General features: G+C 44.7%; 20 protein-coding genes. 9 read left to right on the forward strand and 11 right to left on the reverse strand.

Features of this window, described 5'->3' with window-relative positions:
• Positions 1-141 precede the first annotated feature (141 nt).
• From ACE3K2_RS06115 to ACE3K2_RS06125, 3 genes are read left to right on the forward strand one after another with little or no spacing between them, the layout of a single operon-like run.
• Positions 142-1,272 carry a GerAB/ArcD/ProY family transporter gene (locus tag ACE3K2_RS06115; RefSeq protein WP_421887971.1) on the forward strand — a complete coding sequence of 377 codons (1,131 nt, stop codon included), beginning with the start codon at positions 142-144 and terminating at the stop codon, positions 1,270-1,272.
• A complete protein-coding gene (locus ACE3K2_RS06120) occupies positions 1,235-2,743 on the forward strand; it encodes a spore germination protein (protein WP_421887974.1) in 1,509 nt (502 codons plus the stop codon). Before ACE3K2_RS06115 ends, ACE3K2_RS06120 begins: the two co-directional genes overlap by 38 nt.
• Positions 2,740-3,903, forward strand: coding sequence for a Ger(x)C family spore germination protein (locus ACE3K2_RS06125; RefSeq protein ID WP_421887978.1), 1,164 nt, complete (start codon positions 2,740-2,742; stop codon positions 3,901-3,903). The genes ACE3K2_RS06120 and ACE3K2_RS06125 overlap by 4 nt, the downstream gene beginning before the upstream one ends.
• A 135-nt stretch (positions 3,904-4,038) precedes the next feature.
• On the opposite strand, the gene ACE3K2_RS06130 is transcribed toward ACE3K2_RS06125, so the two are convergent.
• From ACE3K2_RS06130 to ACE3K2_RS06145, 4 genes are all read right to left on the reverse strand, one after another.
• Complete coding sequence (locus ACE3K2_RS06130) at positions 4,039-4,614, reverse strand: hypothetical protein (RefSeq protein WP_421887982.1); 576 nt, start codon at positions 4,612-4,614, stop codon at positions 4,039-4,041.
• An 81-nt stretch (positions 4,615-4,695) separates the two neighbouring features.
• Complete coding sequence (locus ACE3K2_RS06135; protein ID WP_421887985.1) at positions 4,696-5,058, reverse strand: hypothetical protein; 363 nt, start codon at positions 5,056-5,058, stop codon at positions 4,696-4,698.
• A gap of 33 nt (positions 5,059-5,091) precedes the next feature.
• Positions 5,092-5,382 (reverse strand): hypothetical protein, encoded by a 291-nt coding sequence (locus ACE3K2_RS06140; protein ID WP_421887988.1) that lies wholly within the window; start codon positions 5,380-5,382, stop codon positions 5,092-5,094.
• Positions 5,383-5,414: 32 nt separating this feature from the next.
• On the reverse strand, positions 5,415-6,860 hold the full coding sequence (locus ACE3K2_RS06145) for a lipase family protein (RefSeq protein ID WP_421887990.1): 1,446 nt from the start codon (positions 6,858-6,860) through the stop codon (positions 5,415-5,417).
• Positions 6,861-7,006: 146 nt separating this feature from the next.
• Between ACE3K2_RS06145 and ACE3K2_RS06150 the strand changes: the two genes are divergently transcribed.
• Together ACE3K2_RS06150 and ACE3K2_RS06155 are read left to right on the forward strand one after the other, a co-directional pair.
• Positions 7,007-7,285: a hypothetical protein gene (locus tag ACE3K2_RS06150; protein ID WP_338591354.1), complete on the forward strand. Its 279-nt coding sequence runs from the start codon at positions 7,007-7,009 to the stop codon at positions 7,283-7,285.
• Positions 7,286-7,639: 354 nt separating this feature from the next.
• The gene (locus ACE3K2_RS06155) at positions 7,640-8,164 is read left to right on the forward strand and encodes a hypothetical protein (protein WP_421887994.1); all 525 of its coding nucleotides are present in this window, start codon (positions 7,640-7,642) and stop codon (positions 8,162-8,164) included.
• A gap of 161 nt (positions 8,165-8,325) precedes the next feature.
• Here ACE3K2_RS06155 and ACE3K2_RS06160 read toward each other — a convergent pair whose 3' ends face one another.
• From ACE3K2_RS06160 to ACE3K2_RS06170, 3 genes are all read right to left on the reverse strand, one after another.
• The gene (locus tag ACE3K2_RS06160; protein WP_421887997.1) at positions 8,326-8,604 is read right to left on the reverse strand and encodes a hypothetical protein; all 279 of its coding nucleotides are present in this window, start codon (positions 8,602-8,604) and stop codon (positions 8,326-8,328) included.
• A 36-nt stretch (positions 8,605-8,640) separates the two neighbouring features.
• Positions 8,641-8,922 (reverse strand): hypothetical protein, encoded by a 282-nt coding sequence (locus ACE3K2_RS06165; RefSeq protein WP_421887999.1) that lies wholly within the window; start codon positions 8,920-8,922, stop codon positions 8,641-8,643.
• Between the two features lie 248 nt (positions 8,923-9,170).
• Positions 9,171-10,460: a galactokinase gene (locus ACE3K2_RS06170; protein WP_421888002.1), complete on the reverse strand. Its 1,290-nt coding sequence runs from the start codon at positions 10,458-10,460 to the stop codon at positions 9,171-9,173.
• 276 nt (positions 10,461-10,736) lie between these two features.
• On the opposite strand from ACE3K2_RS06170, the gene ACE3K2_RS06175 reads away from it, so the two are divergent.
• The 4 genes from ACE3K2_RS06175 (at position 10,737) to ACE3K2_RS06190 (ending at position 14,385) form a co-directional block, all read left to right on the forward strand.
• Positions 10,737-11,993, forward strand: a complete 1,257-nt coding sequence (locus ACE3K2_RS06175) for an MFS transporter (RefSeq protein WP_421888004.1) — start codon at positions 10,737-10,739, stop codon at positions 11,991-11,993.
• A 59-nt stretch (positions 11,994-12,052) separates the two neighbouring features.
• Positions 12,053-12,979: a DUF2268 domain-containing protein gene (locus tag ACE3K2_RS06180; protein ID WP_421888006.1), complete on the forward strand. Its 927-nt coding sequence runs from the start codon at positions 12,053-12,055 to the stop codon at positions 12,977-12,979.
• Positions 12,954-13,715 carry a MerR family transcriptional regulator gene (locus ACE3K2_RS06185; RefSeq protein WP_421888009.1) on the forward strand — a complete coding sequence of 254 codons (762 nt, stop codon included), beginning with the start codon at positions 12,954-12,956 and terminating at the stop codon, positions 13,713-13,715. Before ACE3K2_RS06180 ends, ACE3K2_RS06185 begins: the two co-directional genes overlap by 26 nt.
• 226 nt (positions 13,716-13,941) lie before the next feature.
• Positions 13,942-14,385: a hypothetical protein gene (locus tag ACE3K2_RS06190; protein ID WP_421888012.1), complete on the forward strand. Its 444-nt coding sequence runs from the start codon at positions 13,942-13,944 to the stop codon at positions 14,383-14,385.
• A 46-nt stretch (positions 14,386-14,431) separates the two neighbouring features.
• Here ACE3K2_RS06190 and ACE3K2_RS06195 read toward each other — a convergent pair whose 3' ends face one another.
• The 4 genes from ACE3K2_RS06195 to ACE3K2_RS06210 all read right to left on the reverse strand — a co-directional run bounded on the left by ACE3K2_RS06195 (position 14,432) and on the right by ACE3K2_RS06210 (position 18,315).
• On the reverse strand, positions 14,432-16,876 hold the full coding sequence (locus ACE3K2_RS06195) for a DEAD/DEAH box helicase family protein (protein ID WP_421888015.1): 2,445 nt from the start codon (positions 16,874-16,876) through the stop codon (positions 14,432-14,434).
• Positions 16,860-17,186, reverse strand: coding sequence for a phosphoribosyl-ATP pyrophosphohydrolase (locus ACE3K2_RS06200; RefSeq protein WP_421888018.1), 327 nt, complete (start codon positions 17,184-17,186; stop codon positions 16,860-16,862). Before ACE3K2_RS06200 ends, ACE3K2_RS06195 begins: the two co-directional genes overlap by 17 nt.
• Positions 17,187-17,414: 228 nt before the next feature.
• Positions 17,415-17,912: a hypothetical protein gene (locus ACE3K2_RS06205; protein ID WP_421888021.1), complete on the reverse strand. Its 498-nt coding sequence runs from the start codon at positions 17,910-17,912 to the stop codon at positions 17,415-17,417.
• A 91-nt stretch (positions 17,913-18,003) separates the two neighbouring features.
• On the reverse strand, positions 18,004-18,315 hold the full coding sequence (locus ACE3K2_RS06210; RefSeq protein ID WP_421888024.1) for a hypothetical protein: 312 nt from the start codon (positions 18,313-18,315) through the stop codon (positions 18,004-18,006).
• Between the last annotated feature and the right edge of the window lie 85 nt (positions 18,316-18,400).

Below are 18,400 nucleotides of genomic sequence, written 5' to 3' on the forward strand. Positions count from 1 at the left end.
TTGCTATATTTGTATGTTATAGCTTTCTGGTTAGTCCGTCCATCTCGTTTGCAGCTTTTTGTGAAAAAATCTGAAAAAGGAATCAATTTCCCATATGCTGTGCAACCTAACGGAAACTACCTTGAGCGGACGGTGAATGTCATGAGCCAGGAAAAAGGCCAAATTACGATCTGGTTATCCTTTTCCATCATTTTATTAAGTGCCGGACTGGTCTGCCATGTCTTGTCCATTCCCGCGATTCTTGAAGAGGCTGGTCGGGACGGCTGGTTGTCTGTTATTGCAGCTGCACCGCTCTTCATGTTGTTTCTATGCATGATGTTTATTATCATTCGGCGCGTGCGTGGACAGCGGTTAACCGATTGGATCACCCGAGAGTTTGGCATTATTCCATCGTGGATTTTTCGCATAACCGCTGCAATTTTACTGCTTGCGTTAGGGACACATACTTTATATGAAACAACGAACTGGACGGTATCCACCTATCTGCCGTTCACACCCACCTATGTGTTAGCCGGAGTCGGTGTACTTGTTGCAGCATGGTCAGCAGCTAAAGGAATCCGCTCCATTGCCATGACTTCAAGTATCCTCCTGCCACTGGTTATTCTGCTCGGGTACTTCGTCATGTCTGCCAATATGAAATATAAAGATTATGGTCAGTTATTCCCCATGATGGAACACGGCTTCGCTCCGATTATGCGGGGTATGATCTATTCTCTTGCCGGACTAATGGAGATTTGGATTCTAATGCTGTTCCAGCATGAGATCAAAAGTAAGCTTCGCTGGTGGCATATCCTGTTACTTGGAATTTTCATGATCAGTATGGCCATTGGACCTACCATGGGAGCCATTGTGGAATTTGGCCCGGAAGAGGCTGCCAAACAGCGAAACAGTCCCTATGAACAATGGAAACTTGTGAATATCGGCAAGTTGTTTCAGCACGTGGATTTTCTCTCCATTTACCAATGGCTGAGCGGTTCATTCGCCCGAGTAGCCATCTCGATCTACCTGATCGTGGACCTGCTGGATATCCGCAAACCTAAGAAGCGATATGTGGGTATTCTTTGCATTTCATTCATTATGTGCGCTTTTGCCATCCAGTGGTGGCGCATTGATTATGTAGATTATTATGTGGACCATATACAGTTTCCCGTCATGCTGGGTTATGTGGCAATCGTTACTGTCCTGTTAACGCTGGCCGCTCTCATTCACAAAAAGGACAAGGAGGTTACTTCATATGTCGAATCCACCCAAAACAACACCAACAAAACCTGAACAGAATACACCATTCCATATGACCGAACACAATCTGACAACCTTTTTTGCCGGGTCTGATGATGTCATCATCGATAGACATATATTTGGCGATTCGCAAATGAAGCTGATTATGTGTTATTGCAGCGGTATGGTCGATACTCAAGCCATCTATGATATCATTCTGCCAGATTTGAAAAGGACCTATGAATCAACTCATTTTCTGCGCATTTCTGACATCGATAAAAATATCAGTCTCCAGTGGAGCACCCTTGATCTGAATGATCCGGCGTATGGGACAGAACTCATGTCCCTACGTGTATTTGAAGGACATATTCTCATCTGCCTCCCCTCACTTCAAACCATGTGGAGCCTTGACATTTCCAACATACCTACAAGGACACCTGAAGAATCCACAACAGAAGTATCCATCCGCGGAGCGAGAGACGGTTTTATCGAACCTCTTGCAGTGAATGTCGCTTTGATTCGTACCAGACTGCGTACCAATCAATTAGCCTGCAATATCGAACTTATTGGCTCACGGTCGGCCACCAAGGTAGCCTTGATGTATATCAAGAACATCGCCAACCCGGATTTAATAGACGATGTCAAACATCGTCTTCGTACCATCCAAACAGAGCGTATCATGACGGCCAATGAACTTGAGGAGTTGTTATCACCTGCCAAAATCACCTTATTTCCATTAACACATTATACCGGACGGCCAGACTTCGCAGCAGAATGTCTGCTTAATGGCCGCTTCGTTCTTATTGTGGATGGTAATCCCAGTGCAATTATTGGACCCGTTAATCTGTTTCTGTTGCTCAAATCACCAGAGGATGCCAGCTTTCCTTTTTTACCTGTTAATGTAGGTCGCATGTTGAGATTTATCGGTCTGTTGGTCACCATATTTTTGCCCGGATTTTATATTGCGTTAACTTCTTTTCATATGGATCAGATCCCTTTTCCACTCGTAGCAACGATATCTGTTGGACGGATGGGTTTGCCTATGGAATCTGGCATAGAAATGTTTCTAATCATGTTGCTGATGGAATTGTTCCGGGAAGCCGGGGTTCGTTTGCCAAGCGCTATCGGTCAGACTTTAACGGTCGTGGGCGGTCTGATTATTGGGGACTCGGCCATCCGCGCCGGTATGGTCTCTCCGCTGATGATTGTTGTTATTGCTGTAACCGTGGTAGCTGGAGCAACCATTGTCAATCAAGTCATGACAAGTTCCATCCTGATTTTGCGTTTTTTATGTTTTGTCCTGGGCGTAACACTGGGCATCTATGGGTTCATTTTGTCGATGATTCTGTTTCTCATCTACCTCACGGATCTTAAGTCATTTGGTATCCCGTATCTCACACCTTTGACTCCACTGAATTTCAGACAAGCCATCTCATCTTTGTTCAAAATGCCCACGGGCATTGGCAAACGCAGACCTGTCTATCTGGAGACGCAGAAACCGCGCAAGGAAGGGAAAGGACGATGAACACTCTTTTACGTCGCTGTATACTTGGGTGGTTAAGTCTCTCTCTCACGATCATGACGACCGGATGCTGGAGTGCGTATGAAATTCAGCAAGTAGACTATGCCAAGGCGATCGGTGTCGATTTTAAAGACGGCATGTATCACATTTATGTACAGACACTGGATTTTTCGAGTATAGCCAAAAGTGAGAGCTCCAGTAAAACTGCGGAACCTCCTCCGATCTGGGTAGGTCATGCGGAAGGAAAAACGATGAGTCTCGCGATGAATGAGTTATGGCGGGCCTCGCAATTACACATCGCCTGGGGACATGTGACCGCGATTGTACTTGCAGAGGGTGTGTTGAATAACAAACACATCAAAGATGTGTTTGACATGTTGGGTCGCTTCCCCGAGGCCCGTTATACCACCTGGGTATATGGTACACGTGAACCTTTACTGGATATTTTGAGTACAGCATCCATTTACAATCTTTCACCGCTGGACAGCATCCTCCACAATCCTTTGCCCAGTTACATGGAAAATTCTTTATTTGCACCCGTACTCAGCTTCGAATTGATTGCAACGCACAATGATCCCGCAACTACAACGTATCTACCAGTCATTTCTTTGAATAAGGAACTCTGGCTACAAAATAAAAAAGAACATGATTTGTTCCTGATTGAAGGAGCCTTTTTCGAGAGGACGGGAAAGAATTTTGAGTTCTTGTCACGCAATGATCTACCGGGTTACCACTGGCTGGTCAAAGGCATGCGCCGAGCACCCTTGCTGATCCAGAAGGACAATGTCATCTATGGAGCCCTCAGTGTTGGTCTACCTACCATTAAAATTAAACCAATCATTCACGGAGATCACGTCACATTCTCTATTGATGCCAAATATCTAACAGCATTGTATGAATATCTGGTTCCCATGCCATACGATGAAATGACCCGGGTAAGTGAAGATAAACTAAAAGAACAGATTATGGAAACGTATCGCCATGGCTTGGAACGAGGAGTTGATGTATTCGGCCTGCAAGAAAAACTGTACCGCAAAGACCCGAAATTGTGGCACAAGTTATCTGGTGACGGAGAAAAATTAATTCTATCCGAGGATTCTATCGAAGAACTCAATATACACCTTACGATCCCATATACAGGGAAATATAAAAGGAAAGTATAGCAAAAAAAACGAAGCCCCTTGCCCGTCTGGTACGACGGATAAGGGGTGTTTGTTTATATGGATATCATTCGTTTGCAGTTCGGATTATGCGGATCTATGACTGCGAAGTTTCCATTCCATCAGCCAGCCTACTTCCTAATCTTCACTATGGAGAGATGAGTATATCATGTGACCTTCGTCATTTAATCCTTTTATGTCCCATATCATCTCGTGAATCGGCTGCTGGATTACCGCATACCACAACCTACCGCTGGATTGATCAGAAGAAGATTCAACGATCTCGGCTTCCACTTGTGCAGATGCCGGATCTGGTTCGTAACGAATATTTACCTGGGTAATATCAGCATTATGGAGATAACCGTATATAATATAGATCATTTTGCCTTTAGACTTCTCGTATCCTGATATATGAGAAGAAAGCGGCTCGGCCGGATTATCATGCAGACCACCGCCTAATTTGTCTAGTTCGGAGAACCACAACTTTTGCTGGATCAAAGCAGGAGTCAGGTTATTCGTAGTGAGATCTTGATATAAAACCAATTGTGTTCGCGGTTCAATCGTTGTAACTAGCTTTACCTGTTCTGGGGGAATGCCTTTTTCGCTTAAGATTGTGTCGATGTCTTGCGGACCACAAGAACGTATCAAAAACAGCATTCCAGCGAGCAATACAAAGAACTTCACGTACGTTCTCCTTTTCCAATTACGAGTCATACGCATACCTCTTTGTACACCTTCTTTACTACGATCAATTTATAAAATAACGGCAACGGCCGGCCTACGCTCAACTAACATTCACTTCTTATAATAATGCATGACCCGTAACCGAGTAGTCAGGATTAAGGTCTGAGGAATGAGCACAAAGACAATATACATCAGTACAATTAACCATAGATGTGCAGCAAAATTCTCTGCACCGAACGATGGTTTCGGACGTTCAATCCAATACCACCAGCACGGGATGGCAATAAACCATGTCAATCCCGTCGAGAGGAACATGTCTTTTACATCGCTCCATAGAAAGCAGAACACCGCGACGAACAAAATAGGACCTGTCCAAGAATTCAATATCGGGCCCCAGCTCTGAAAGACAAAGATAATGGCGGGATACAGAAGATTGATGGTCCAGCGCCAGACCAAATTGTTATAGATAAACATTATTCCTCCCAGCTCGGAAAATAAGGACGATTACTAAGGGTTCCGAGCTTTGCGTCGATCTTCGCGGTCGGCCTCTTCCATCTTCCTTATATATTGGTTTAATTGTTCTTTGTGTGCTTCTAGCTCTGCTAGTTTGGATGTAGTTCCTTCAAGAAACGCTGACATTTTTGCAGACAACTGTACAGCAGATTCTCCCTTCCAATCTTGCAGTCTTCCATATATGTTTCGCATCTGCTGCTCCTGTTGAATCAAGCGTTGCTGTAACTGTTCACACTGCTGGATCGCTCTTCTCAAATCTGACAGAGAGACAGATATTCTCCCCATATGTACACCTCCTGTAGTTCATTGCAGCTAAACTATGATCGATCTGCCAGAACAAAATCCTGTCTTTTCCGTTCGATATAATCTGCGATCTCTGTAATGGATTCTTGGTACCACCGATTGATCCGCTCCAACGTTGCTGTAGCATCATAGGCAATGGGTGTAAAGGACTGACTCTCACTTGTTGATATATGTGCTTGGAACATCTGGATTGAAGAGCGGGCATCATTGGCAAAGCCATGCAGACTTTCTCGCATCTGTCTGGAAGCATGTCCAAGCTCCTCAGGTGTTAGTTGAATAGTGCTCCCATGTTGGTCGCCAACATAGTACGCTGAGTTCTGTCTATTCATAGCGACTGTACTGATTCCTAATACTGTTGCCGCAAGTTGGCCGAATCCTCCCATAGCTGAACCATGCTTCTCAACCAGCATATTCATCGCTTCCTTAAACTCTTCTCTTGCCTTCATCATCTCTGAATAATTCTCTACTCTAGGCTGACCATCCACACGTTGTCCATCTATCGTATACAATGTATTACTTATGTTCCCTTTCTCATCGAATGTAAAATGATCCATACTATGTGTTCTCTGACCGACTAGCATGGAATCCAAAAACTTGGATAATACACTCTGTTCTCCGGATATAGACGGGACACGAATAAATTCAAACGACCACTTGTTACCGAACAATCTTTGTTCCCACCACGTCTCGCGAGGTATCGGTAAGAACATGGGGATTGTCTCATATCGATTAGCATCTTCAAAAGTCGAATTGATATAATAAGTAGCACCGACATGCTGCTCGGCATTCTTCACACCAGAACCCACAGAATCCCCTGGATGGACATAGGCCACATTCGTTTTCAGATAATCTCCGTTCCGAACCTTTTCTTGCAAATCATCAGGAAGTAAATGTACAATACTTGGCGGATTATAACTCGCTGACGATACTCCATTACGAATCGCGACATATTCGGCCTGAGCACCTCCCAACGAGTGTCCAGTGGTTGAAATATCAGCTTCCGGGTATTCCTCCTTTACTTTATCAAAGAGGTTCAGTGCCTGAATAAATTGATTATTCTGATACCTAGATTCAGCTTCAATAAAAGGCATTTGTTGATGCAGAGGTAGCGCCGCAATCTCTTCCTTATACTGCTCCATATAATTGTGAGTTTCCTCCAAATTCTTGGTTCGGTTACCCACAACATCATTTAAATCAGTCTCCCAATCTGTTAGTACACTCCATTTGGGACGATCAGGGGGTTCAGTTCCCCGATAACCAATAATAACTTGATTATTATCCTCATTGTAAAACACTGTAGCATCAAATCCTGAACCATTTGTATCGTGAAGCATGGCCCCCTTCGGTTCAACTATTGTCCAACCTGGAAGATTTTCGTTTTTATATCCGGATGATGGTAAATCTCGTTTGTACACCTCATCAGCAATGGTCCAATAGGTCTTATCATTTATGTATGTCATGATACCCCACCTTGTCTATTACATTAATTTGTATTAAAGTGTGCTTAGAGTTTATTTCCATAAAAGGAGAATTAACGCTTATGCGAATAAAACCTGCAGCTCTGACCTTACTTATTTTTCTATTCTTATTAGGAGGATGTTCAAGTATGTCTACCTCAGATAAGCAAAGTATTGTTGAAACAGCTACACCAATAAGTGTGGAGTACATAAAGAAATACTATAATGCGGACTTTATTGTAACGAGTCACGATATTGATGATCCTTCCATTCATTCACGTCTATATCTATACGGTCATATAACGGGACATGAGGATGAACGTATCACCGTTTCCTATAACTACGACTCACAGGAGGTTATCAGTGTAGAAGGACCAGGTTGGTTTATCGATAGTCGAAACCCGAAAAAGGAAGTACCTTCTTCCTGAGAAAAAACTGCAAAGTGATACACCAAATTTCATATTTCATTAGGAATGGCCTGGATAAAACGTCCAGGTCTCTTTTTTTTCAGTTGTTAGCCGTAGTTTATTTGTAACAATTTACCTGTATATATCCAATCATTATAAATCAATATCTGTATACCCGAAAACAGATCCTACAAAAATAAGCAGAAAGTCTGTAATTTCAGTTCGAATAGCTAAATAATATTCAATCCATCTAGGCCGTTTTGACCAGATAAACCAGTGATGTGCTTAATTATGGCAGAGAAATGAAGAGAATAAGCATCATTTTGGATATTATTGCTCATACTACCTTCAGGAAATTATTGAAGGAGTGACAGTATGAGGTTAAAAAGTATCATCGCCGTTGGAGCCGTGTTAACCTGCTCAACTCTGTTATGGGGCTGTGGCAATGGCACTGTGAATAATGCTTCCCCGCAACAGAATGACACCGTTCGTACGGAGAGTTGGAGTGATCCCAAACGACTGGAAGCTTCCCATCTTGAGGCGCTTGAGCGTATGGAGAAAGATCATATCCACCGGATGGTTTCGCTTAGTGCAAGTACAGATGGAGACAAAGTAATGACCATGCTTGAACGGTCGAGCCAAAAGCTGGAGGAGATGAGACCACTCGCCGAAATGCTCCAGCATGAAGGACATCCCGCTTTATTACAGCGAATTCAGGACATGTCAGGTGATATTCAAGGTTCCAAATCGGTCATTGCCGAGATGAAGAAATTACCGCAGGATGGCAAGATTAAGATTCAATCCGAGAATTCCGATTCCTTGCATCACATCAGCAGCTTCCGCGATTACCACCAGTACATTCAGGGAAACGTACAATCTTTGAACAAGAATACTCCCTGATTTACACTAAACGGTACCGATACTGTTTACCCAAGTGACTCATCCTTGTAAAAAAGGCAAGGCCCTTTTGTGAGATTAGTTACACTTCTTTACATGCAAAAGGTTAGACAGTGACGAGTAAGCCTGACCAACTCCCCTCACTGTCTAACCTCACTCCTCTGCTACTCACCCGCACCCAGATACGTCAGTAACGCCACTAGCGTCGTCACAATAAAGATGTGAACCCATACGTTGGCCGCTCCATACGACATATTAAAAAAGCCCAAATAGCTAAAAGAATCTCCTCCGTAACTACCCATTTGGAATATGAGTAGCATACACAACAGAATACTGAACACGACCACGGTCAGCGCTCCGGCTTTTAACCTTCTATCCTCATCCATTCGAAAAATCAACAAAGCACCAAATACGAGCGCAATTAAAAACACAATAAACAACATACGGACTTGATCTCTCCTTATCCCTCTAGTTGCCTGCTACTCTACCCATAGAGATATCCAGATGAACATCGTAAATAACAAGACGGGCACAAGAGCACCTGTGGTTAAGATAATCCAAAGTGTTGCAGGCTTTATGCTTTGGCAGTATGCATCAACTTTGCTCATCCGTTCTTTGCGCCACTTGGCGAACCTGAGCTGTCTGATCATCCGACTCAGAACTATTTGCCGCTGCTCACCCTCTTCGAATTCTTCGATCGAACGCCGCAACTCCTCGTATAATTGAGCCTCTTCCTGACCAGCCACTGTAGATGTAATCATCTGATCCTTCCTCCCATGAGAACATTATTGAGATACAACCTCTCACCTAATCAAACCATCATCAATAATTCTGTATTCCACAGGTCACTACCTACCTAACTAAGCTACTACACTACATAATTAACACACTACAGACCTTCAAAGTTTGAATTTTTTTCATAAAATGAACAACCCAAAAAGCCCGGACATGCCCCGGACTTCGTAGAATTATAACTAGAACTATTTATTTGAGTACTGTTTAGCTAGCATTAGGCAATTAATGCATTCAGGCATACCGCACCCTGCGCACGCACATTAACGACAATAATCGGCGTATCCAGCATGTCGTGCATCCAGGACATATACTCTTCTACTTTTTCGTTCGGAAGGATTGTCAGAATGACCCCTGCGAATCCGCCACCATGAATACGACAAGCGCCATCACCCAGGTTTTGCAGATAATTCTCGGTGAGTGCCAGCGCGATGCCAATCTCTTGCTCCTTCACAGCACCACTCTGATACACGTTCTGCAGCCACTTCCATGACGAGTTACCGGATGCGGTAATCAGTTTTAGGAAATCAGCAAAACGTCCATCACGCAACGCCTGAACCTCACCATCGACACGATTGTTTTCCTCCAGGAAATGAAGCGCGCGCAGCACGGCACGATCCCCAGCCGCTTCACGAACCTTCTTGAGGTTGGCGTAGATGGCGTCTGCTGTAATTTCCCGAACATACTCACTGCCCAGCGCCTGGGCAACCGCTCTCATCTCATTGGGCACAGCCGCGTAATCTTCCGTTAGATCGGCGTGATTGCCGCCCGTATTTACAATGACCAATGAGTAACCGTTATGTTGGAAATCCCATTGAACAGGCTCGATAACCGGCTGTGCAGGATTTTCAAAATCAATGGCAATGAGTCCGCCGTACGCACAAGCCATCTGATCCAGCAGACCGGAAGGTTTATTCCAATAATGGTTCTCTGCATACTGACCGATTTTGGCCAAAGTGACAACATCCATTGCTCCATCATTATAGAAATGATTCAAAATCGTACAGATCAACATCTCGAATGACGCTGAGGAACTCACCCCAGATGCCGAGAACACGTTACTTGAGAGGTACGCCTGGAAGCCGCCTACCTTATATCCGAATTCTCCAAATCCCGCAGCCATACCGCGAATCAATGCTGATGTGCCATCGTCTTCCGTATTAGGCGTGAGGTCCGTGAGATCGATTACATATTTCTTGTCATAGCCTTCTGAGTAAAACGTAATAACCGACTCTGCCGTTGGTGCTGCCACTGCAATCGTATCCAGCGTAATGCTGCCCGCAAGCACTTTGCCATGGTTATGATCCGTGTGATTGCCGCCAATCTCACTGCGTCCTGACGCGCTGAACAGCTTGCTTCCTTCCTGTGCGCCAAAGTACTCTTGGAACGTGGCGTTCAACTTCGTGTAACGTGCAGTCTGTTCCGCTACTTGTGATTGTCCATACATTTGGGCAAGCAACGCTTGGCCCTCCGTGGATTGGATCAGATTCAATGGTTGTGTGGTCATTAATAATCCTCCTATGGATATGCAGCTTTTATTTTTGGGCTGTTGGTGAACATGGTTGTTGCGTCGATTTCATACCTTATTCCTCTCCCATTATCTCAGCTTCACTGCGGAAAAGGTAGGGTAGAATTGAAAGTTTGTAAGCGTTTTGTGAAGTTATTTATTGTAAAAATAGGATTGAAAACCATTTTGTAATAACTTAAATTTAGTTTAAGTGAAAACACATTATTTCCCAATCTTATTATAGCTATGCTTTACATCTTATTGGTGGAGGGAACGATGAAAATTAAGTTGAACTATACCAAGTTATTCGGTGCATTTTCGCTTACCTTTTTGGGTGATGGACTTACGCTTGCTGCGGTTCCTTGGCTCATATCAACACTTACAAGCGATACGCTGTATGCCTCTGTCACCATGACGGCACTTCGTCTACCCTGGCTTCTCTTCAGTCTGCCTGTAGGTGTTCTCATCGACCGGTACTCACGCAAACATATGCTGATTGGGGCTGGATTTACGCGAATGATCCTTCTGCTTGCTCTGACGTTATGTATCTGGGGAGGATGGGTGAGCATTCCGGTTCTGGCTCTGTTCATGTTCGGGATTGGGCTTAGCCGGGTCGTATTCGACAGTACGGTGCAGACGGTCATCCCTCAACTCGTAGATGAGAGCAAGTTGGAAAAAGCCAATGGGCAGTTCACCGCCGGACAGTTAATCACAAGTGATATTCTGGGCGTTGCTCTGGGAGGATTCATCATAACCCTGCATATTGTTTTTCCTTTTGCCATAGACGCGGTAACGGCTGTTATTGCTCTGCTCTTTTTGATCAGTTTGAAGGGAAACTTCTACCCAGGAGATACCGAAACGACCAAGAAGCAAGTTCGCCCGATGAAGAATTGGAAACGCGAGATGTGGTCCGGTATTCAATATGTCTATCATGATCGTTTTCTCCGCGGATTAGCCATTCTGTCTGTCACCATTACGCTGATGTATTCCATCATCCTGGCAACTCAGATCTTCTTTGTACGAGACGTGCTTCAGTTGGATGCTTTTGCATTCGGTATCCTCATCTCCATCGCAACGATCGGCAGCATTGTAGGGAGCCAGGCTGTTGCATTTATGCGCAAGAAATGGAGTACAAAACAATTAATTATCTCCTCCATTCAGTGCATGGGAATTATCTACGGTGTGGTGGGTCTTACAACTAATGCGTACTTGGTAGGCAGTCTATACTTCTGTGCTGCATTTTTCATCATTGTCTACAATGTTACCCGTTCTTCCATCCTGCAACGTTCCGTTCCTAATGAGATGCTTGGCCGGGTCGGAAGTGTGTTTCGCTTTCTATCCTTTGGCATTAGTGCCATTGGTACGCTTCTCGGCGGATTATTGGTGCGGGTTAGTGAAACGGCGTTCGATCGCGTATTCTCGCTGCAAATCCCTTATCTCTTGCTAAGCTTGATCTATATCCTGTCTGGTCTGGTATTTACCATGAAGATGAAGAATCATTCTGAGAGCCAGCAGCGTAACATCAACGCTTGACTGTTACGTTAGGTCAACCTTGATAATGGTCTCAAGCGAATAAGAAGGAGAGATCAAGGATGAAGATTACCGCGTTGCGTTCAGATCTAATCTATGAAGAGATCATTCAGGCTGCACCCGATGAGAAATTGGAGTTATACCGTGAGCGTATGATGAGTCCTTTTATGAACAAATGGAACATTCAACAGATCCCGTTTCGTTCTCATGAGCCTCACGGCTTCGACGTGATTATGATGAATAACTTGTTGAATATCGCTCCCGCAGATATCACACCTGAGATTAACGAATCGTTAGCAGCGATTTCGTCTGAAGCATTTTGGCAACAGTGTCATGAAGCTGTTCATACGAGTCTATCCACCTTTATAGAGCACGGAATTGAGCTATCCGTTTCCGAATATCTATATACCATTTTATTGGGCGATAAGAATAGCCCTTCACTGACCATGAACGAAGGTATCAGCGGAGACGGTGGAATTCCGGGTTATATTATTGCGAACCTGATTCCAAATATATATACTCTACCTCGTATGCAATCCGTGTTAGCCCATGAATGCAATCATAATGTGAGGTACCAATATATCCAGTGGAATCCACAGATTACGCTTGGCGAGATGGTTGTTAGCGAGGGGCTGGCTGAGAGCTTTGCGACATCCCTGTATGGAGAAGAGTTGCTAGGCCCTTGGGTAGCCAAAACGGATATGGAGACTTTGAACAATGTTATCAAACCGAAGATGAAAGACCAGTTGCATGTCACCGGTTTTGACCAGATTAATCCGTATCTATACGGCGATGAACTTGCCACACAGCAAAATTTCACGCCCGTAGGTATGCCCTATGCGGCTGGCTATGCCTGCGGTTATCACCTAATCCAATATTATCTGACCAAAACAGGTACACCGATCACCGAAGCAACCATCACTCCGGCAAGTGTTATCCTTGCTGAAACAAAGGAATTTTGGAATGAAGACACCCTATTTCACCGTTAAAGATATCATCCAGATTACTGGCATCACCAAACGCGCATTACATTATTACGATAAAACAGATCTATTAAAACCGAGCAAAGTCGAGGACAATGGCTATAGGTATTACGATCAAGAGGCACTGGGCAATCTGCAAATGATTCTGTTGTTCAAAGAAATGAATTTCTCATTAAAAGACATTGCCGCCATGATGCAGCTCTCCAAAGAAGAACAGAAGGATATCCTAAGAGAGCATCGCAGTACACTCGTTCAACGCAAACAAAAGCTCGAAACCATCATCGACCAGTTGGACGAGTATGTGGAGGGGAGAGATATCTCTCATCTTCATCTGTTTGATGATTCTTCCATTCTGTCCATTCAAGAGCAATACGAATCCGAGGCAAAGTTCATCTACGGAAATACCGAGAAATATCAGGAATTCGAAGCAAATGTGAGCGAGCTGTCTGCGGAAGAGCAAGAAAAAGCCTACCAGCAGTTTTCGGTTAATATGGAGCAGGTATTTCGGGAGTTGGCGAAGCATCAGGATCTATCTCCTGATTCTGGTGAGGTGCAAGCATTAGTGCGTGAATGGAAAAGTTGTCTGGAGCAGTTTATGAGCTGTGATGCTGAGATTTTGAGGTGTATTGCAGAAGCCTATATGACGGATCGCCGCTATGCGGGTTATTTTAATCAGTTTGGTGATGAGGATTTTTTGAGGTTTTTGTATCAAGCTATTATGGTTTATGTGGAGGGTGGGTAAGACCTTTGAGACACGTTTCCTAGTATTAGTATGGTTTCAAAAGTAGACTCCACAGTAAGTGTCTCCCCTGCCGTATTTCGCAACGTCCTTTCGTACCAGTTCAGGAGATCTTCCATTAGGAGTCAATCTCGATTTTGGAACTCATACGGATACTATGAACGCATATCCTTCCGTATTACAGCCTTAGATAGAAATGTCAGTTTATTAAGTAAAGAGGTGATCATACATGAAAACAAAAAGTGAAAAGCTACCCACACTCTTTTTACTTATATACGCTGTCCTAATGCTTGTAAGTTACAGTATCTATCTATTTTTAGAGAATACCCGATTAAGCCAATCTCAACGATGGCTATCTGAGGGCACCTTAACCCAAGATGATGTTAATTCCATAAGCCAAACCGGAAGATGGACAACTATCTCAGAATCATCGTTCCTCATTCTATTCGTGATTGCATTCATTTTTGTAATGTATCAATTTCAGAAAAAACCTTTAAAACAATTTCTCATCTTCAATGCAGCATTATTCATTGGGATTGCACTAATGAGTTACGTGGTTTCCCTTGCTAGCTCCATGCCGATAGGTAATACAGTTCAACCCGTTATTATCCCTGCGTTTTTACTTGTTGCCCTATGTATCTATACGTTATGGAAAACAAGAAATGGAAAATAGAAACCAGACTACATACCATACAACGGTGTGTAGTCTGGTTTTTCGTTTAACTAGGGTTACCCCGCTCAAAGTACGCATGCAACCGATACAGACAAATCTCCTTCGTCCAGCGATACAGCAGCGCCTGTTCCTCCGTATCCTTCACCTGCAAACTCAGCGAAAACATGCCATCCTCGAATCGCGTCATGCTACCCTTTGCCCCGCTCCACATAGACATCGGCATATCAATTACCAGTTTCTCAATCCGTGTTGCCGTCCTCTCGTTCCATTCCCAGAGCGCCAGCTTGTCCTTGTCTGAAAAGTCTTTCCGTTTCCGGTATTCCTTCTCCGTGAGGTACGTATGGAAAAAGCTTGCCATCTCCCCCGGCGTGATCGGGTCCATCCAGTGGGCTTCGCCTCGCTCCAGAATGTACAGCAGCACGATCATTTTGTAGCTTTTGTTCATGACCGTCTTCTCCACATCACGCAGCCAAGCCTCGTGCCGGACGTACATCTCTCCCTCATATGGGGTCAGCAGCTCTGCCCAATACAGAAAACCAACATAGGAACCGAATTCGCTCCGATACCCGATACTTTTCGAACGCCCCATCAGGTGCAGCTCCAGATACGTCGGTATGCGCCCCAGTTCTCGCTTCACATCCAGAAAATCCTGATGCAGCTTCTCGCGGCGCGGTAGCCGTTTATGGCTCAGCTCCTGAAGCAGGTTCACTACCCGGGTCTCCAGGTGAATCCCACAGTTAGCCGGAACCTCAGGCACAGCCGAATCCATCGTTTTTCCGCTTCGTTCCTCGTCTCCGCGCACATCCAGAAGGCTCAGCTTCACATCCGCATTCCGGTAGTTTCCAATAAGGTCGATGATGACACAATGCGATTTGCCTTCCGCCAGCCGCAGACCACGCCCCACCTGCTGTGTAAACACCGTGAGCGACTCGGTTGGACGCACGAACAGTAGCGTATCCACACGTGGAATATCCGTACCTTCGTTGAACAGATCCACCGTCAGCACAACCTCCAGCTCACCCGCATCAAGCTGCCGAATGGCTTCCTCCCGCGACATCTCCGATGTGCGCGAATGCAAACTAAGTACCTTAACGCCCTGACTTCGGAAATACGCAGCCAAATAATCCGCCTGCCGGATCGACGAGCAAAAGCCAATCGTTCTCGTCTGTTTGTGTCGAACCCAGGCTGCATAGATCGTCTCTACATGCTCCTCTTGCAATTGAACGGCCACGAGCTGTTCTTCATCATACTTTGTCCCGATCCAGCGAATCTGCGAATAGTCCGTATCGTCGAATACTCCATAATATTGAAATGGCGCCAGCCATCCTCGCCGGATCGCTTCAATAAAATGCATCTGGTACGCCACATTTCCATCACAGAGCGCATACACATCCTTGCCATCCAGTCGATCCGGGGTCGCCGTAATGCCTAATAGGAACTTAGGCTGAAAATGCTCAATCACCGACATATACGTCTTCGCCGCCGCATGATGGAATTCGTCCACCACGATCAGATCAAATGCATCCATAGCAAAACCATCCCGGTGCTTCTGCATACTCAGCGTAAAGATCGAAGCATACACACAATCCGCCGCCCCATCCTTATACTGACCGTTATATATCCCATGACTGCGCTCCGGCATGATCCGTTGAAAAGACCTCTTCGCCTGAAACAGAATCTCTTCCCGGTGCGCTACAAACAACACCCGCTGGAACCGCTGGGCGAAGAAACCCGCCAGATACGTTTTGCCAAGCCCGGTCGCCATAACGACCATCGCCTTGTCGTACTGCTCCTCCATCGTGCCATGAAGTGCTTCGAGGGCATCCAACTGAGCAAAGCGCGGTTGAATCAGCACCACCGACAGCTCGGTGGTTTCTTCCTCTTTATCCTCTGGCAGACCTGTGCCAAATTCCGCTTCTTCCATCTCCGTGATGCGTTGGATCATCTCCGGATTCTTCTGGTGATATTTACGGTACTCTTCCTCATATAGTTCAATCGAATCCGGGTTCACCGGCAAGGTTGTTTCGTGGTAGAAGCTCTGCATGAACTTATCCAAAGCCATCTGGAACGTATATGGCTCCGCCTCCGCATTCATCGCCAGATTCCATTCATATCCCGTCTTCAGCGCCGTGAAGGAAAAGTTCGAAGAGCCGACAATTAGTAGTCCTTCACCATTGTCATGATCAAACAGATACGCTTTCGGGTGAAAGGAAGTACCCATACTTCGCCACAGCCGTGCTTCAATTCGTGGATCGACCTCACAGAGCGCCCGAAGTCCTTCCGGCTGCGTGATATACAGATAGTCTCCCGCGAGCATTCGTACTTCTGCCCCACGCTCCGCCGCCCGCTTTAAATGCGGCGCAAGTAGCTTCACACCAGACTGCATGATAAAGGACGTCATAATATAAATCCCGGACGCATGCTGCATCCGGGAAATGAGTTCGTCTGCCAAGTTATCTGTAATGAGTTTAACGTTAAGCTTCGTCGACATCAATCAGATACACCCGTTCTTGGAATCCGCCGCGCGCCTCCGCTTTGTCTGCCCGCAGCTTATCCAATTGCGCTGCATTAGCACCATGTACCTCTGCCAGCGCCCGAATCACTTCGAGCATGTCGGCTAGTTCTTCCAGTGCTTCCTGATCGCTTGCTGCACTCATGTATTCTTCCGATTCTTCGCTAAGCTTCGTTCTTAATTCTTGTTTATACTCCTCAGGGTCCAGAATGCGTGTGCGACATTCCTTACCGCTGGATGTGATAATATGCGGAATCTTGTCCCGCACCAATTTGTTGTATGTAGGCATGTGGTATAACATCCTTTCTGCTTTGGAGGTTTTCCAGCTTTGCGCCAGAATCTCCCTTTTTGCCATTATACCACTTGCCATGGAGAGCGATGGGTTGATTTTGTAAAGTAGTTGGGGTGGAATGAGGAGATAAAAATAGCCCAAGACTACTCGTATTCGAGTTGAAATGGGCGTTCGGTAATTCGTAATGTCTAATTGTTCTGCATCAAATTCTGGTTCAGAGGGACTCTAAGCAAACAGTTTTGAGACAATAGCATTCGTATCCATCATTTCTTTATCAATCTCGACCAAGCAAGTGTCATCATCCATAGCTGGTTCATAACCGATTCTAACTTTCTCAATTGCATACTTCTTCTTAATATCCAGAATATACTCTAGTAACCTCTGAGCTTTTAACATCGTCTCTGGATTTTCTCCGCTGAACAATTCCTCTTCAGGAAAATTAATTACAATATCTCCAGATTCCTCATCGAATGAAAATACAATCATCACGTCGTTAAGAGTATGACCCAGGTTAAGCTGGGACAATAATATATTCCCCGTTCCCTTAGGAGAAAGAATCTCTTCAAGGCTCTCTATTTGCTGAAATTCAATATCGTTTTCACTACGGTTATCATAAAAGTGAGAACTTTTGATCTGATCCAACTGAATGTTCAAATCATTCTTAATGAATCGATCCAGATTATTTTTGTTAAAATCAATTAAAATGATTTCTACACTTTCCACAGCACAACCCCTTTTACATCAGGTAATTCTTCATATCACATTAATTCGGTATTGTAGGCGGATGTAGTTGCTTATGTTCCAACCCAAACCATTAATCAATATGGTTACATAACAATGGGACGCCTTGAATCGCTTGCTCACAGATTTCTCTATATGAATCTTGAAGCACTTCCTCCAGTTCCAAATTCACCTGATATACCTCAGTTTGTTTAGCATGATGCACATTCGCTGGCTCAATGACATAATTTTGATTTTTGGTTAAAGGACTTACATAGATCGTCCACTCAAGGTTGCCCTTAAAGTGCTGAATACAATGCTTTAATTGCTCGTAAAGCCGATCAACGTTATAGAATCTAAAATAAAAACCTGCAGGTTTCTCATATATCCCATTCGGATTATACATCTCTGTTCTATTCCATTCGTACGACCCCTAAATTGGCCAGGGGATATGCCTTAAGTTCCGGCATAAGCACCTCTTCTTTACTTTT

This window comes from Paenibacillus sp., from assembly GCF_048976745.1.
GTDB lineage: Bacteria > Bacillota > Bacilli > Paenibacillales > Paenibacillaceae > Paenibacillus.

What these genes read in the sequence shown, in the direction of transcription:
- ACE3K2_RS06115 (WP_421887971.1), top strand. Translation starts at nt 142, where the DNA reads ATGAGCCAGGAAAAAGGCCAAATTACGATCTGGTTATCCTTTTCCATC.
- ACE3K2_RS06120 (WP_421887974.1), top strand. Translation starts at nt 1,235, where the DNA reads ATGTCGAATCCACCCAAAACAACACCAACAAAACCTGAACAGAATACA.
- ACE3K2_RS06125 (WP_421887978.1), top strand. Translation starts at nt 2,740, where the DNA reads ATGAACACTCTTTTACGTCGCTGTATACTTGGGTGGTTAAGTCTCTCT.
- ACE3K2_RS06130 (WP_421887982.1), bottom strand. Translation starts at nt 4,614, where the DNA reads ATGACTCGTAATTGGAAAAGGAGAACGTACGTGAAGTTCTTTGTATTG.
- ACE3K2_RS06135 (WP_421887985.1), bottom strand. Translation starts at nt 5,058, where the DNA reads ATGTTTATCTATAACAATTTGGTCTGGCGCTGGACCATCAATCTTCTG.
- ACE3K2_RS06140 (WP_421887988.1), bottom strand. Translation starts at nt 5,382, where the DNA reads ATGGGGAGAATATCTGTCTCTCTGTCAGATTTGAGAAGAGCGATCCAG.
- ACE3K2_RS06145 (WP_421887990.1), bottom strand. Translation starts at nt 6,860, where the DNA reads ATGACATACATAAATGATAAGACCTATTGGACCATTGCTGATGAGGTG.
- ACE3K2_RS06150 (WP_338591354.1), top strand. Translation starts at nt 7,007, where the DNA reads ATGTCTACCTCAGATAAGCAAAGTATTGTTGAAACAGCTACACCAATA.
- ACE3K2_RS06155 (WP_421887994.1), top strand. Translation starts at nt 7,640, where the DNA reads ATGAGGTTAAAAAGTATCATCGCCGTTGGAGCCGTGTTAACCTGCTCA.
- ACE3K2_RS06160 (WP_421887997.1), bottom strand. Translation starts at nt 8,604, where the DNA reads ATGTTGTTTATTGTGTTTTTAATTGCGCTCGTATTTGGTGCTTTGTTG.
- ACE3K2_RS06165 (WP_421887999.1), bottom strand. Translation starts at nt 8,922, where the DNA reads ATGATTACATCTACAGTGGCTGGTCAGGAAGAGGCTCAATTATACGAG.
- ACE3K2_RS06170 (WP_421888002.1), bottom strand. Translation starts at nt 10,460, where the DNA reads ATGACCACACAACCATTGAATCTGATCCAATCCACGGAGGGCCAAGCG.
- ACE3K2_RS06175 (WP_421888004.1), top strand. Translation starts at nt 10,737, where the DNA reads ATGAAAATTAAGTTGAACTATACCAAGTTATTCGGTGCATTTTCGCTT.
- ACE3K2_RS06180 (WP_421888006.1), top strand. Translation starts at nt 12,053, where the DNA reads ATGAAGATTACCGCGTTGCGTTCAGATCTAATCTATGAAGAGATCATT.
- ACE3K2_RS06185 (WP_421888009.1), top strand. Translation starts at nt 12,954, where the DNA reads ATGAAGACACCCTATTTCACCGTTAAAGATATCATCCAGATTACTGGC.
- ACE3K2_RS06190 (WP_421888012.1), top strand. Translation starts at nt 13,942, where the DNA reads ATGAAAACAAAAAGTGAAAAGCTACCCACACTCTTTTTACTTATATAC.
- ACE3K2_RS06195 (WP_421888015.1), bottom strand. Translation starts at nt 16,876, where the DNA reads ATGTCGACGAAGCTTAACGTTAAACTCATTACAGATAACTTGGCAGAC.
- ACE3K2_RS06200 (WP_421888018.1), bottom strand. Translation starts at nt 17,186, where the DNA reads ATGCCTACATACAACAAATTGGTGCGGGACAAGATTCCGCATATTATC.
- ACE3K2_RS06210 (WP_421888024.1), bottom strand. Translation starts at nt 18,315, where the DNA reads ATGTATAATCCGAATGGGATATATGAGAAACCTGCAGGTTTTTATTTT.